This window comes from Rhodococcus sp. KBW08 (genome assembly GCF_003852455.1).
In the GTDB taxonomy this organism is placed as follows: domain Bacteria; phylum Actinomycetota; class Actinomycetes; order Mycobacteriales; family Mycobacteriaceae; genus Rhodococcus_F; species Rhodococcus_F baikonurensis.
In genome coordinates this window covers 119,818-132,211 of record NZ_QAJJ01000010.1, presented here as the reverse complement: position 1 = coordinate 132,211, position 12,394 = coordinate 119,818, and the positions used below count along the sequence as shown (strand labels likewise).

The following is a 12,394-nucleotide window of genomic DNA, read 5'->3' as shown; positions in this document are numbered from 1 at the left end:
CATGCTCGAACTCGTCGACATCCGCGCCGGCTACGGACGTACCGAAGTGATCCACGGCGTTTCCCTGCTGGTTCCCAGCGACGGGGTTGCGGCAGTCATGGGCCACAACGGTGCGGGTAAAACCACCTTGCTACGCGCCGCCGTCGGACTGATCAAACCCACACGGGGAAAGGTACTTCTGAACGGTGAGGACATCACCGGATTACGGCCGAGCGCCCGCGTCGCTCGCGGACTCGCCTACGTACCCCAGGGTCAGCAGTCGTTCGGACAACTGACGACTGCCGAGAATCTTCGAGTGGTCGCCGACGGGCGCAAACGCGGAAAGGCACTCATCGCAGAGGCATTGGATCTGTTTCCCGCGCTCACCACACTCCTCGACCGGCGCGCGGGACTTCTCTCCGGCGGGCAGCGACAACAGCTTGCCATCGCTCGCGCCCTGATCACCGAGCCCAAGATCCTCATCCTGGACGAGCCGACCGAGGGCATTCAGCCCAACGTGGTCGCCGAAATCGAAAGGACCGTCATGGAACTCACCGAACGCGGCGATCTCGGTGTCCTCCTCGTCGAGCAGCACATCGGTTTCGCACTCCAATCTGCGCAGCATTACAGCATTCTCGCGGCCGGACACGTGACCTCGACCGGTGAGGGCGGCACCACGTCCACCGACGCGGTTCGTCGAGCGATGGCAATCTGACATGAGTGTGCGCCCGCCGCTGCGCGAGCAGGTCTATCGGTCGATCCGAAACGATCTGATGACCGGTCAGATCGCACCCTCCGAACGGCTCGGCGAAGAACGGTTGGCTCATCTGTACGGTGTCTCGCGAACACCGGTGCGCGAAGCGCTCGCAAAGTTGGAATCCGACGGGCTGGTCGAGCGCGACGAACACGGACTCTTTCCGTACCGTCCGCACCTCGACGAGTTGGGTGGCCTCTACGAGCTGCGCATACTCCTCGAAGTGCACGGGCTTCGTCGGGTACTCGAGGGTGAGGCCCCCGCCCATGATCGAGACGCGCTCGGTTCCGAACTCGACAAGTGGTACGCATTTCTCAAACAGATGCCGGTACCGGACGCCGGTTTCGTGACGCTCGACGAGGAGTTTCACATCGCGCTCCTCGCCTCGTCCGGAAACCACGCGTTGGTCGACGCTCTTCAGGCCGTCAACTCGAAACTGCGCCCCGTGCGGATGTTCGACTACCTGACTCCCGACCGTATGAAGGCCACCGTGGACGAACATATCTCCGTCGTCGAACTAGTGCTCGACGGCAAGATTCCGCAAGCCCACGAGGCACTGGTATCGCACATCGACATCTCTCGAACGGTCGTCCTCGACCGCGCTCGGCAGGCCCTCTCGTTGGCCGCAATGGCCAATGCCGTGCGTAACTGATCAGCCTCGTGTCGCTGAGTTCACGGTGACGTCTTCGGTGACGTGGTCTCTCGGAAATAGGAATGCACTCGCAGCGGTTGCACTTCACAACAACGCTTGTAATTGCCCGCTGAGAAAGGCACCACATTCATGGCCGTCCCACTTTCCATCCTCGACCTCGCCCATATCGGCGACAACGAAACCGCCAAAGACAGCTTCGACGCCAGCGTGACCTTGGCGCAGCGAGCCGAGGAGTGGGGCTACAAGCGAATCTGGTATGCCGAGCACCACAACATGGGTTCCATCGCGTCTTCGGCAACCAGCGTTCTGATCAGCCACGTCGCCGCGCACACCAGCAAAATCCGCCTCGGCGCCGGTGGCATCATGCTTCCCAACCACGCACCGCTGACGATCGCCGAGCAGTTCGGCACGCTCGAGACTCTGCACCCGGGTCGCATCGACCTCGGCCTCGGCCGCGCGCCCGGTAGTGATCAGAAGACGATGCAGGCTTTGCGACGCGACCCGAGTTCTTCCGACAGCTTCCCGCAGGACGTACTCGAGCTTCAGGGCTACCTCGGCGACACCTCGCGCGTCCCCGGAATCAATGCCGTTCCCGGTAAGGGCACTCACGTTCCGCTCTACATTCTCGGATCGTCACTGTTCGGAGCCAAGCTCGCCGCGATGCTCGGTCTCCCGTATGCATTTGCCTCGCACTTCGCCCCCAACGCCCTGCGCGACGCCGTCGCAATCTACCGACGCGAGTTCAAGCCGTCGGAGCAATTGGCGGAGCCGTACGTCATCGCCGGCGTCAACGTGATCGCCGCCGACACGCACGAGCAGGCTCAGCAGGACTTCCTCGCGGCCAAGCGTTCGCGCGTCAGTCTTCTTCTCGGACGCGGGCGCAAGTTCACGGACGACGAAGCGGACATGCTGCTCGACTCCCCCGCCGGTCAGCAGGTTCTGCAAATGACCAAGTACAGCGCCATCGGCACGCCTACGGAGGTCCGCGCCTACCTCGACGAGTTCACCGAGCATGCGCAGGCCGACGAGCTGATCACGGTGTCGACCGGCACCAACCGCGAGGCATGGTTGCGCACGTTCGAACTCCTCGCCGACGTGAGCGATCTGGTGCCCGCCTAAGCTGCCGGTATGGGCGATCCATCCCGTCGCGGGTTCATCTCGGTACTGGCCGTACTACTTTCGACGGGTTGGGCCGCCAACCACTTTGCTTCACTCATCCCGGTTCTCCGGGTGGACGAGGGCCTCTCTCATGCCGTACTCGATGGTGTCTTCGGTATCTATGCGCTCGGACTCCTACCCGGCCTGTTGACCGGTGGAGCAGTGTCGGACCGCGTCGGCCGAGCTGTAGTCGTCCTTCCCGGAGCACTCATAGCCTCGCTCGGAACCTTGATTCTTCTTCTCTGGCACGACGCGCCCGGGCTCATGGTCGGGCGCCTCGTAGTCGGTATCGGTGCCGGTCTGGCAATCGGCGCCGGTACCGCGTGGGCAGCTGACCTTCGCGGCAAGTCCGGAACCGTGATGGCGGGCGTCGTACTCACCTCGGGCTTTGCACTGGGACCAATGTTTTCGGGTCTGTTGGCACAATTTGCCGCCTTCCCACTCGCTACGCCCTTTGTCGTCTCGGCCGTCTTGTCGGTGGGTTCGGTTGCCGCGGCGGCTGAGTGGAGTCGTACTCCTGCTCCCACCAAAGCTGCGACGTTCACACAGGTTCCCGACCGTGCAGAGCGGTCGGGAACCAATGTGAAGGGCGCACTGCTCTGGGCACTTCCGTTGGCGCCATGGGTGTTCGCCAGCGCAACAGTGTCTTTCGTGACCATGACGGCCAGGCTCGGGGACCGCTACTCCGGTCCTCTCCTTCCGGGTTTCGCGGCGGCGCTGACCTTGGGTGCTGGAATCCTGGTTCAAACTGCTGCGCGCCATCGCAATTGGGGTCCTCAGGCCGGCACGGTCGGCGCCGCGCTGGCGGCGCTCGGATACCTTCTGGTCGCGGTCGGCGGCGCACGCCCCGCGCTCGGTTTGTTCATCGTCTGCGCGCTCGTCCTCGGTACGGCCTACGGACTGTGCCTGCGTGAGGGACTGCTCGACCTCGAGTCGCTGGCTCCCCCGGCCTCGCGGGGCGCCCTGACCGGGATCTTCTACGTCGGCACCTATCTCGGATTCGGACTGCCGGTGCTACTGGTTGTCATCGAACCCACGATGGGTCCGTCACTGCCGTTGGTGATCCTCGCCGCTGTTGCCGCCGTTGTTGCCGTGGTCCGATTCCGTCGATTGCGGTCGCCCCAGGCTTCCACGTCACATCCGCGTCTCGAAGCCGCATCGGTCTGAACACCCGTTCGGACGGAGTTGGCGGTACTTGCAGTCGCAGCTACCCGGCGGTGTTAGCGTCGGAGGACCAGAAGGTAACTGCGTAGGGACACAGCACATGGGTAAGAGCGAGGCGGGCAAGGCCGAATCGGGCAAGAGCAGTGCCGACGATCTGACGGGTCGGCGCATCCTGATCACCGGTGCCGCCCGCAACATCGGTTCTTCGCTGGCCAGACGCCTGTACGACCGTGGTGCGTCCGTGGGACTGCTCGGCCTCGAGCCGGAACTTCTCGAGCAAGTCGCCACTTCCTGCGGCCGCGCGCCGTGGCAGTTGTGCGATGTCGCCGACCCCGAGCAGGTATCTCGCGGCGTCGACTACATCGCTGAGAAGTTGGGAGGCATCGACGTCGTCGTGGCCAATGCCGGCGTCGAGGCGAACTCGTCGATCCTCGGCGGAGACGTCGAAGACATGCGTCGCGCAGTCGAAGTCAACCTAATGGGCACGTACTACACCCTGCGCGCAGCGGGTCCCCACATCAGTCACGAAGATGGTTACGCCCTGGTGGTCGCCTCGGCCCACGGCGCGGCGAAGCACCCGTTCCGCGGACCGTTCGGTGCTTCGCGCGCCGGTGTCGAAGCGTTGGGCGACGCGTTGCGCTTGGAAATGAAACACCTTGGTACCAAGGTGGGCGTCGCGTATATCGGAGACATCGACACCGATACCACCGCACTCTCTTTCGACGGCGCTCGCGGAACCCTCGCCAGCGCCGGCACCACGACCGTCGCCGACGCCGTCGACGCGTTCGAGCGCGGTATCGTCGGCCGGAAGTCACGCGTACACGCGCCCCGCCGCAGCGCTGCGGTTCGCCACATCGCGCAACGAGCTATCGACCTCCGTCCCTCTCACATCCGTGGAGTCGCATGAACCCCCGCATCCCACCCGGCCGATTCAAGGACCTCGGTCCGATCAACTGGGGAATCTGGCGCGTCCTGTCGAAGGCTGCCGGAGCACCCGATGCGCATCTGTTCAGCACCTTGGGGCGCACGGGCGGACTCTTCCGCGGTTGGCTGCACTACTCCGGCTCACTCATGCCCGGCGGCAAGATCTCTCGGCACGACACCGAACTGATCATCCTGCGGGTCGCACATCTGCGGGACTGCGGTTACGAGATGGATCACCACATCAGGCTCGGCCGCAAAGCCGGAATCGACGCAGAACAACTGGCCCGGATCATCGAGGGCCCTGACGCTTCCGAGTTGAGTCCGCGTCACCGTGCGATCCTGACTGCGGTAGACGAGTTGGTCACCACCAAGGACATCACCGACAACACGTGGGGAACGCTCTCGCAGCATCTCGACGATCGTCGGTTGATCGAATTCACATTGCTGGTCACCCAGTACGACGGCCTGGCCACCACGATCGGAACCTTGCGGGTTCAGCGCGACTTCTCCTGAAGTTCCGCGGCGGCCGTAACTCAGCTCTAACCCGAGGACATCTGGACGAAACACCTGATCAATAGCGTATACAGGTATGTCGACAGGGATGAATACGGCTCCGGAGCCACTGCGTGAGGTGGTCTACCGGGAACTACGCACCGAACTGGTCAACGGGACCATCGGGTTCGATCAGCGCCTGACGGAACCGAAACTCTCCACGCGTTTCGGCATTTCTCGCACGCCCATACGGGAAGCGTTGACGATGCTGTGCGCCGATGGACTCCTGCGCCGGGAAGAGTACGGATTCTCCGCCGTGCGCCCGAGCATCCCGCGGATCCGAGATCTGTACGAACTCCGAATCACCCTGGAATTACAAGGAATTACCCGAGCGATCGCAGATCCGACGATCCGGCACGATCGAACGATCCTCGACGACGAGTTGGTGCGGTGGCGTGCCCTAGCTCTCGATCCGCCGGCTCAGGAACCGGGGTTCGTCGAACGGGACGAGGAATTCCACGTCGCCGTACTGACGGCGTCGGGAAACAATGAACTGGTCGCGTCGCTGCTGTCGGTGAATTCCCGTATCCGGCACGTTCGGATGTACGACTTCATGGTCAACGGCCGCATCGACACCTCGATCGCGGAGCACATTCGAATCCTCGAAGAACTACGTGCCGGCAATCTGCCCGAGGCCCGCACGCTTTTGCACCAGCACATCGGCGAGTCTCTCGACGTCGTCCTCGACCGGGTGACCCGCGCGATCACCGCGCTCTCACTCGCCAACATCACGGACTGATCGGAGCAGTACACACCATGACCATCGCAGCAGAAGTTTTCACCCCGACAGCCCGGGTCGAGCAGGCATTCCAGCGGATCGAGGAAGTAGATCGCCCCGAAATCTGGATCACGTTGCGCCGCAAGGAAGATGTGCTTGCCGATGCCGCCTCGGCCGAAGCCAGAATCGCCGCGGGCGAGCATCTTCCCCTGGCTGGGCGCCTGGTCGCCGTCAAGGACAACGTCGATGTCGCCGGTCTGCCGACCACAGCGGCGTGCCCCGAATTCGCGTATGCGCCGGATGAAACGGCCAGTGCCGTTGAACGGTTGATCGAGCACGGGGCTGTTGTTCTGGGGAAGACCAATCTGGACCAGTTCGCCACCGGACTGGTCGGAACGCGTAGTCCGTACGGAGCCGTTCGCTGCGCATGGGACGAGAAGTTGATCTCGGGCGGTAGTAGCTCCGGATCCGCCGTCGCCGTGGCACTGGGGATTGCGGATATCGGAATCGGTACCGACACTGCCGGTTCGGGCCGGGTGCCGGCAGCGTTCCACGGGCTATACGGACTCAAGCTCTCGCTCGGCGTCATTCCCGTCCACGGAGTGGTGCCCGCCTGCATCGACTACGACGCTGTGACGGTATTTGCCGGCGACCTCGAATCGGCAACCGCGGCAGCGGCAATCATGGTCGGCCTCGAACCTCGAGATCCCCGCAGCCGAGTCTGGCCTTCCGACGTTCGTCTCGCGGCGGCGCCGAATCCCCGCGTCGCCGTGCCCCGAATCGAGGATCTGACGCAACTGAGCCCGTCGTATCTGGCAGCGTTTCAGGACACCGTGGCAGCTCTGGTAGCCGGCGGCGCCGAGACCGAGACCGTCGACATCTCCGGGCTGCTCGACGCGGCCCGATTGCTCTACGACGGCGCCGTGGTGGCGCAGCGGTACGCCGCGGCCGGCGAGTTCCTCGAAACTCGTCCTGCCGGAGCCGATCCCGCGGTGTCCGACATCGTGCTCGGCGCGAAGCACCCCACCGGATACCAGCTGGTCGACGATCTCGACGCTCTCACCCGCGCCAAGGCCGCTGCCAGGGCACTCCTCGCCGGGTTCGACGCCCTACTGCTTCCCACCACCACCGAACATCCCACGATCGCCGCCGTGACCGAGGATCCGTTCGGAATCAACCGCCGGATGGGAACTTTCACCAACTTCTGCAACCTGCTCGACATGGCGGCCGTCGCGGTGCCTGGACACCGCACCGTCGAAGATCACCCGTTCGGCGTCATGTTCGTCGTACCCGCTTTCGACGACCAGATCGCCATCGACCTCGCTGCGCGACTCGGTGGTGTGCCATCACCCACCCTCGTCAATACCGGAATCGACCTCGCAGTATTCGGCGCTCACCTGCGCGGTCAACCCCTCAACACACAGCTGGTCGACCTCGGCGCGCGGTTCGTCGAAACCGTCACGACCTCGGATGCCTACCGGCTCTTCGCTCTCGACACGACGCCACCGAAGCCCGGCCTGGTACGCCGTGGGCCTGGACTCGGCGCACCGGTCGTCGGCGAGATCTTCCGGATCTCACCGGCCGGCCTGGGAGCATTCCTCGCTGCCTTGCCGGCACCGATGGCGCTCACGAGCGTCGAGTTATCCGACGGCAGAACAACTGTCGGTTTCAGCTGCACTCATGACGCAGTAAACGGCGCAGCTGACATCACCGGCTACGGCGGTTGGGCCGCGTACCTCTCTCGCTGACAGTCAGGGCTTGCAGATTCGAGTGACGGCCTCGCGCACCACTTCACGGCGGCGCGCGATCTCGTCGGCGTCGACGTTCTGGTTGTCGGCTACACCGGGGGCCACTACCCAACCGAACACGAGGCCGAACAGCATCGTGATCAGGTCCTGGGGGTCCCAGTGCTTGGAGATGAGGCCGTCTTCTTGAGCCTTGCGGATCGTGGCCATTCGCGGAACCCAGCTGGAATGTTCCTCGGCCAGCTTCTTCATCCGTGGCGCCTCACCCTGCAATTGACCCCAGATCATCATCCGCTGAATCTGTGGTTTGCCGAGCATTGCGTCGAACAGTTCGACGGCATGCGCGGGCATGTCCTCACCGGTGAACTCGACGGACTCCATCGCCTGCTCGAAGTCGACGTCGAGCACCGCGTGGAACAACGCGACCTTGTCGCCGAAATAGGCGTAGAGGCGCTCCTTACTGGCGTTTCCGTTCTTCGCGATCCGATCGATGCGCGCACCGGCAAGCCCGTAGGTACCGAATTCTTCTTGCGCAGCGTCGAGGATTCGCTGTTTCGTCGCGGTCACGTCAGTGGGAGCCATAGTGATGATGGTAACCGAACGAACTATTTCGTTTGACTCACCCGAGAAGGCTGGAATACCTTTTTCCAATGACCACCACGTCCCACGTCGACGGCGGCACTCTGCCACCGATCCCGGCTGCCTCCGAGAATCCGAATCATCAACGTCGCTGGCTGGTGCTCTGCATCGTCGCGTTCGCTCAACTCATGGTGGTGCTCGACGGCACCATCGTCTCCATCGCACTACCGGCGGCCCAGGAGGAACTGGGCATCAGCGACCTTGACCGTGCGTGGGTGGTCACGTCGTACGCCTTGGCGTTCGGTGCGCTGCTGCTCCTCGGCGGACGTATCGCCGACTACTGGGGCCGAAAGCGATCCTTCATCGTCGGCATGGCCGGCTTCGCGGTTGCCTCCGGCATCGGCGGCATCGCGCAGAGCGGTATCGAACTGTTCATCGCTCGCGCCGGCCAGGGCGTCTTCGCAGCATTGCTCGCGCCCGCTGCGCTGTCGATGCTCACCACCACCTTCATCGGAGAGAAGGAGCGCGCCAAGGCTTTTGCCGTCTACGGCGCGATCTCCGGCGGTGGCGCTGCCATCGGCCTGCTCCTCGGTGGAGTGCTGACGCAGTACGTCGACTGGCGCTGGTGCCTGCTCGTCAACATCCCGATCGCTCTGATCGCCATCGCTGCAGCCGTCCCGATCGTCAAGGAGACCAAAGCGCACGGTGACACGAGCTACGACCTTCCCGGCGCTGTCCTCATCGCCCTGGGGCTCGGCTCACTGGTCTACGGATTCACACGCGCCGAGCACGGCTGGGGTCAGGCTGACACTTTGCTGTTCATCGCACTGGGCCTGGTCTTCCTCGCGATCTTCGTGGTCGTCGAGAGCCGCAGCAAGAATCCGCTTCTACCGCTGAGCGTTCCGTGGCATCGCGATCGCGGCGCTGCTCTGATCGGCTCCATGCTGGTGGGCGCCGCCCTGCTCGGCGGCACGTTGTACCTGACGTTCTACCTGCAGATCGTGCTCGGATTCAGCCCGGTCATGGCCGGCGTCGGATCGCTGCCGATGGCGTTCTTCATCGTCTTGGCGTCGACCATCGCAGCGCAGTTGTCCACCAAGATCGGCCCCAAGCCGCTCATGGTCGCGGGCCCGCTGGTGGCTGCGGTAGGACTGCTCATGCTGACCCAGATCGAGGTACACAGCTCCTACTGGACGCACGTGTTCCCCGGCCTCGCGATCTTCGGCTTCGGACTCGGTCTGCTGATGGTGCCGATGCAGAACCTCGCACTGATCGGCGTTCCCGACCACGACGCCGGCGCTGCCAGTGCCCTGGTCAACGCCACCCTGCAGATCGGCGGTGCACTCGGCACCGCACTGTTCACCACGATCTACGCTTCGGCCAAGTCGGCCTTCACCGCCGACAACGCGGCGCCGATCCCGCCGGAAGGCATTCCTGTCGACATGTCGAATGCGACCATCCCGGCCGGCGATCAATTGGCACTACTCCCCCAGCCGGTGCAGGACTTCGTCGCCTCGATGACGGACTACTTCTTCGGCGCCGAGGTATCCGGATACTCGGCCGCATTCGGTTGGGCGGCAATCCTGTTGGCGATCATCGCACCGGTAGTGCTGGTTCTGGTCCGCGCCAAGAAGGGTGATCTGCCCGCCGAGGGTGCCGTCCACATGGGGTAACCGCTGTGCGCCTTTATTAACCGCCCGCGGTTAATAAAGGCGCACAGCAGGTCAGGCCTGCTTCAACACCTCAGCCACCGGAGTGCTGCTGCGGCCGATCAACTTCTGCAGGTCACCCGACTCGGTGTCCAACGCCCCCTTGGCAATTGCAGCATCGGAATCGGCGAGGATCTGCGCAACCGGTGCAGACAGTCCGACACTTTCGAGAATGCCTTCGTATGCCTGCTCGTCCACGAACTGGTACACGACGGGCTTGCCCGCGAATTCGCTGATCTTCTCGGCCAATTCGGCGTAGGTGAGCCTCTCGTCACCGCCCAACTCGTACACTGCGCCTTCGTGGCCACCGGTGGTCGCGACTACCGCGGCGGCGTCGGCGTAATCCGCACGCGCCGCAGCCGCGATCTTGCCTTCCGCTCCCGCACCGACCAGTGCGCCGCGTTCGATCACACCGGCCAGGTCGTTGGTGAAGTTCTCCCAGTACCAACCGTTGCGCAACAGCGCGAACGGAATACCGCTCCGAGCGAGCACGTCCTCGGTCGCCTTGTGCTCGGCAGCAAGCTTCATCGGCGTGTCCTGAGCATTCAAGATGCTCGTGTAGGCGATGAATCCGACGCCGGCAGCCTTCGCCGCGTCGATGATGTTGGTGTGTTGCGCGAGCCGTGACCCCACTTCACTTCCCGAGATCAGCACCAGCTTGTCGACGCCCGCCAGTGCGGTTTCCAACGCCGAGGCATCGGCGTAGTCCGCTTGGCGTACAACTACTCCGCGGGCGGCGAGGCTTTCCGCCTTCTGTGGATTGCGGACGACTGCGACGATGTCGGACGCGGCGGTTCCCCGCTCGATCAACGACTCGACGACCAGTTGTCCGAGGTTTCCGGTTGCGCCGGTGACTGCAATGCTCATGCGAACTCCCGATCCAGGTTGAAGCGTAAATGCGTTCTGCAACCATCATGCACTTATTTTTCGTAAGTGCAACACGTCGAGTTAGCGCTATGGGATCGTGCAGTAGTAGCCTGGGTTCATGACCAGCACCGACTCACCTTCACGTGCTGCCCAGACCCCTGATCCGAATGCCGACGTCGTGGACCCAACCCTCGAGGCTGACGTCTTCGCTCGCGGGTGCAACTCTCGGGCGGCATTGCAGAATGCAACCGGACGCTGGGGCGCACTCGCACTGGCAGCATTGAACGAGGGCCCGTACCGGTTCAGTGCCCTGCGCCGACGCGTCGACGGAGTCAGCGAGCGCATGCTCTCGCAGACCCTGCAAACACTCGAGCGGGATGGCCTCGTGCACCGTGAGGTACTCGAAACCATCCCGCCCAAAGTCGAATACAGTCTGACCGAACTCGGCGCCGACGTCGCCGCAAAGATCACGGCCCTGATCGAACTCCTCGAATCGCAGGTTCCGAAAATCGTTGCGTCACAAGCGTCGTACGACGCTCGGAATCAGCTCAGCTTGTCCGAAAGCTGAGCGATGAACTCGTCGAATGCGTAGGGAACGCTCAGCACCGTCGGAGCGGACGTAGCCATCGCGTAGTCCATTCCGACCAGGCGAACCAGGCGGCCGTTCGACACCGAGGTCATGTTCGCGAACGGACCGAAGGACATGAGCTTGTCCAGGTTGGTGCCGTCGGCGTCGACGAGAATGAAGACGTCGGAGTCGAGTGTGTCGATGGATTCCATGCCCACGGACACCGAACTGTCGCCGGAAGTGCACACCGCGTCGACACCGGGCGAGGTCTTCAGCCCGAGCTGACCGAGAAGACGGATCCGCGGGTCGGTGCCGCAGAATACGATCAAACCCTCGTCGGTGCGCATTGCATACGTGGCGGTCTTGCCCTGGAACTGGGGGTGATCTGCGGCCTGCTTCTCGAAGTACGCCCCGGTCTCGTCGATCAGCGTCTGCGCCTGCGCCGGCTGTCCGAGTGCCGCGCCGATCATGCTCATCTGCTTGTCCCACGCCGTATCCCACGGCTGGTCGGGGAACGCGACAGTCGGCGCGATGTCGCTGAGGCGCTTGTACTCGCCCTCGTCGATGCCGGAGTAGACGGCGAGGATCACGTCGGGATCGAGCCCGAGGATCTGCTCGAACGGGATATCGGGATTGGTCGTCATGAGAACGGGCTTGGCACCGTTCAGACGCGAAGCGTCCCAGGGCAGGATGTTGTTCTCGATGCCGTCGCCGGAGAAGCTCTCCATGGCGACCGGGACCTTGTTCAGCGCGATCACCGAATCCTGGCCACTCCATCCGATGGTCACGATGCGCATCGGCTCCGCGTCGATCGTCGTCGAGCCGTAGGCGTGGTCGACGGTCACGGGGAACGCCCCCGCCTCGGCGGCACCCGAAGCTTCGGTGTCAGATCCGGAGTCAGCTGAGGTCCCACAGGCGGAGAGCGTCAGCGCGACGCAAGCCGCGAGCAGTACGGAACGAGTTTTCATGAGTGGTCCTTCGAAAGCCGGATGGTCGACTCGGGACGCTAATGCGTTGCGCGCCTA

General features: G+C 63.6%; 13 protein-coding genes. 10 read left to right on the top strand and 3 right to left on the bottom strand.

Going from position 1 to position 12,394, the window contains the following annotated elements:
• Window position 1: 1 nt before the first annotated feature.
• The 8 genes from urtE to atzF all read left to right on the top strand — a co-directional run bounded on the left by urtE (window position 2) and on the right by atzF (window position 7,649).
• Window positions 2-694 carry an urea ABC transporter ATP-binding subunit UrtE gene (urtE, locus tag DBV08_RS14830; protein ID WP_050656708.1) on the top strand — a complete coding sequence of 231 codons (693 nt, stop codon included), beginning with the start codon at window positions 2-4 and terminating at the stop codon, window positions 692-694.
• Window position 695: 1 nt separating this feature from the next.
• Complete coding sequence (locus DBV08_RS14825) at window positions 696-1,385, top strand: GntR family transcriptional regulator (protein WP_124567891.1); 690 nt, start codon at window positions 696-698, stop codon at window positions 1,383-1,385.
• 129 nt (window positions 1,386-1,514) lie between these two features.
• Complete coding sequence (locus DBV08_RS14820; protein WP_039973481.1) at window positions 1,515-2,504, top strand: LLM class flavin-dependent oxidoreductase; 990 nt, start codon at window positions 1,515-1,517, stop codon at window positions 2,502-2,504.
• Window positions 2,505-2,513: 9 nt separating this feature from the next.
• Entirely contained in the window at window positions 2,514-3,710 is a 1,197-nt protein-coding gene (locus DBV08_RS14815; protein WP_124567890.1) for an MFS transporter, read from the top strand.
• A 97-nt stretch (window positions 3,711-3,807) separates the two neighbouring features.
• Window positions 3,808-4,614, top strand: coding sequence for an SDR family NAD(P)-dependent oxidoreductase (locus DBV08_RS14810; protein WP_124567889.1), 807 nt, complete (start codon window positions 3,808-3,810; stop codon window positions 4,612-4,614).
• Window positions 4,611-5,144 (top strand): carboxymuconolactone decarboxylase family protein, encoded by a 534-nt coding sequence (locus DBV08_RS14805; protein WP_124567888.1) that lies wholly within the window; start codon window positions 4,611-4,613, stop codon window positions 5,142-5,144. Before DBV08_RS14810 ends, DBV08_RS14805 begins: the two co-directional genes overlap by 4 nt.
• A 76-nt stretch (window positions 5,145-5,220) precedes the next feature.
• Complete coding sequence (locus DBV08_RS14800; protein WP_124567887.1) at window positions 5,221-5,922, top strand: GntR family transcriptional regulator; 702 nt, start codon at window positions 5,221-5,223, stop codon at window positions 5,920-5,922.
• Between the two features lie 17 nt (window positions 5,923-5,939).
• Window positions 5,940-7,649, top strand: coding sequence for an allophanate hydrolase (gene atzF, locus DBV08_RS14795; RefSeq protein WP_124567886.1), 1,710 nt, complete (start codon window positions 5,940-5,942; stop codon window positions 7,647-7,649).
• A gap of 3 nt (window positions 7,650-7,652) precedes the next feature.
• On the opposite strand, the gene DBV08_RS14790 is transcribed toward atzF, so the two are convergent.
• Window positions 7,653-8,228 (bottom strand): TetR family transcriptional regulator, encoded by a 576-nt coding sequence (locus tag DBV08_RS14790; RefSeq protein ID WP_003941498.1) that lies wholly within the window; start codon window positions 8,226-8,228, stop codon window positions 7,653-7,655.
• A 68-nt stretch (window positions 8,229-8,296) separates the two neighbouring features.
• Between DBV08_RS14790 and DBV08_RS14785 the strand changes: the two genes are divergently transcribed.
• Window positions 8,297-9,898, top strand: coding sequence for an MFS transporter (locus DBV08_RS14785; protein ID WP_124567885.1), 1,602 nt, complete (start codon window positions 8,297-8,299; stop codon window positions 9,896-9,898).
• A 51-nt stretch (window positions 9,899-9,949) separates the two neighbouring features.
• Here the strand turns inward: DBV08_RS14785 and DBV08_RS14780 are convergent, their stop codons facing one another.
• Window positions 9,950-10,801, bottom strand: coding sequence for an SDR family oxidoreductase (locus DBV08_RS14780; protein WP_124567884.1), 852 nt, complete (start codon window positions 10,799-10,801; stop codon window positions 9,950-9,952).
• 118 nt (window positions 10,802-10,919) lie between these two features.
• Between DBV08_RS14780 and DBV08_RS14775 the strand changes: the two genes are divergently transcribed.
• Entirely contained in the window at window positions 10,920-11,369 is a 450-nt protein-coding gene (locus DBV08_RS14775) for a helix-turn-helix domain-containing protein (RefSeq protein WP_082239249.1), read from the top strand.
• On the opposite strand, the gene DBV08_RS14770 is transcribed toward DBV08_RS14775, so the two are convergent.
• Window positions 11,345-12,337, bottom strand: a complete 993-nt coding sequence (locus DBV08_RS14770) for an iron-siderophore ABC transporter substrate-binding protein (RefSeq protein WP_095970433.1) — start codon at window positions 12,335-12,337, stop codon at window positions 11,345-11,347. The two genes, DBV08_RS14775 and DBV08_RS14770, sit on opposite strands and share 25 nt — an antisense overlap.
• Between the last annotated feature and the right edge of the window lie 57 nt (window positions 12,338-12,394).

Excerpts from the sequence above, each read along its gene's own strand:
- DBV08_RS14785 (WP_124567885.1), top strand. The coding sequence starts at position 8,297 with ATGACCACCACGTCCCACGTCGACGGCGGCACTCTGCCACCGATCCCG.
- DBV08_RS14775 (WP_082239249.1), top strand. The coding sequence starts at position 10,920 with ATGACCAGCACCGACTCACCTTCACGTGCTGCCCAGACCCCTGATCCG.
- urtE (WP_050656708.1), top strand. The coding sequence starts at position 2 with ATGCTCGAACTCGTCGACATCCGCGCCGGCTACGGACGTACCGAAGTG.
- DBV08_RS14825 (WP_124567891.1), top strand. The coding sequence starts at position 696 with ATGAGTGTGCGCCCGCCGCTGCGCGAGCAGGTCTATCGGTCGATCCGA.
- DBV08_RS14815 (WP_124567890.1), top strand. The coding sequence starts at position 2,514 with ATGGGCGATCCATCCCGTCGCGGGTTCATCTCGGTACTGGCCGTACTA.
- DBV08_RS14770 (WP_095970433.1), bottom strand. The coding sequence starts at position 12,337 with ATGAAAACTCGTTCCGTACTGCTCGCGGCTTGCGTCGCGCTGACGCTC.
- DBV08_RS14805 (WP_124567888.1), top strand. The coding sequence starts at position 4,611 with ATGAACCCCCGCATCCCACCCGGCCGATTCAAGGACCTCGGTCCGATC.
- atzF (WP_124567886.1), top strand. The coding sequence starts at position 5,940 with ATGACCATCGCAGCAGAAGTTTTCACCCCGACAGCCCGGGTCGAGCAG.
- DBV08_RS14800 (WP_124567887.1), top strand. The coding sequence starts at position 5,221 with ATGTCGACAGGGATGAATACGGCTCCGGAGCCACTGCGTGAGGTGGTC.
- DBV08_RS14780 (WP_124567884.1), bottom strand. The coding sequence starts at position 10,801 with ATGAGCATTGCAGTCACCGGCGCAACCGGAAACCTCGGACAACTGGTC.
- DBV08_RS14810 (WP_124567889.1), top strand. The coding sequence starts at position 3,808 with ATGGGTAAGAGCGAGGCGGGCAAGGCCGAATCGGGCAAGAGCAGTGCC.
- DBV08_RS14790 (WP_003941498.1), bottom strand. The coding sequence starts at position 8,228 with ATGGCTCCCACTGACGTGACCGCGACGAAACAGCGAATCCTCGACGCT.
- DBV08_RS14820 (WP_039973481.1), top strand. The coding sequence starts at position 1,515 with ATGGCCGTCCCACTTTCCATCCTCGACCTCGCCCATATCGGCGACAAC.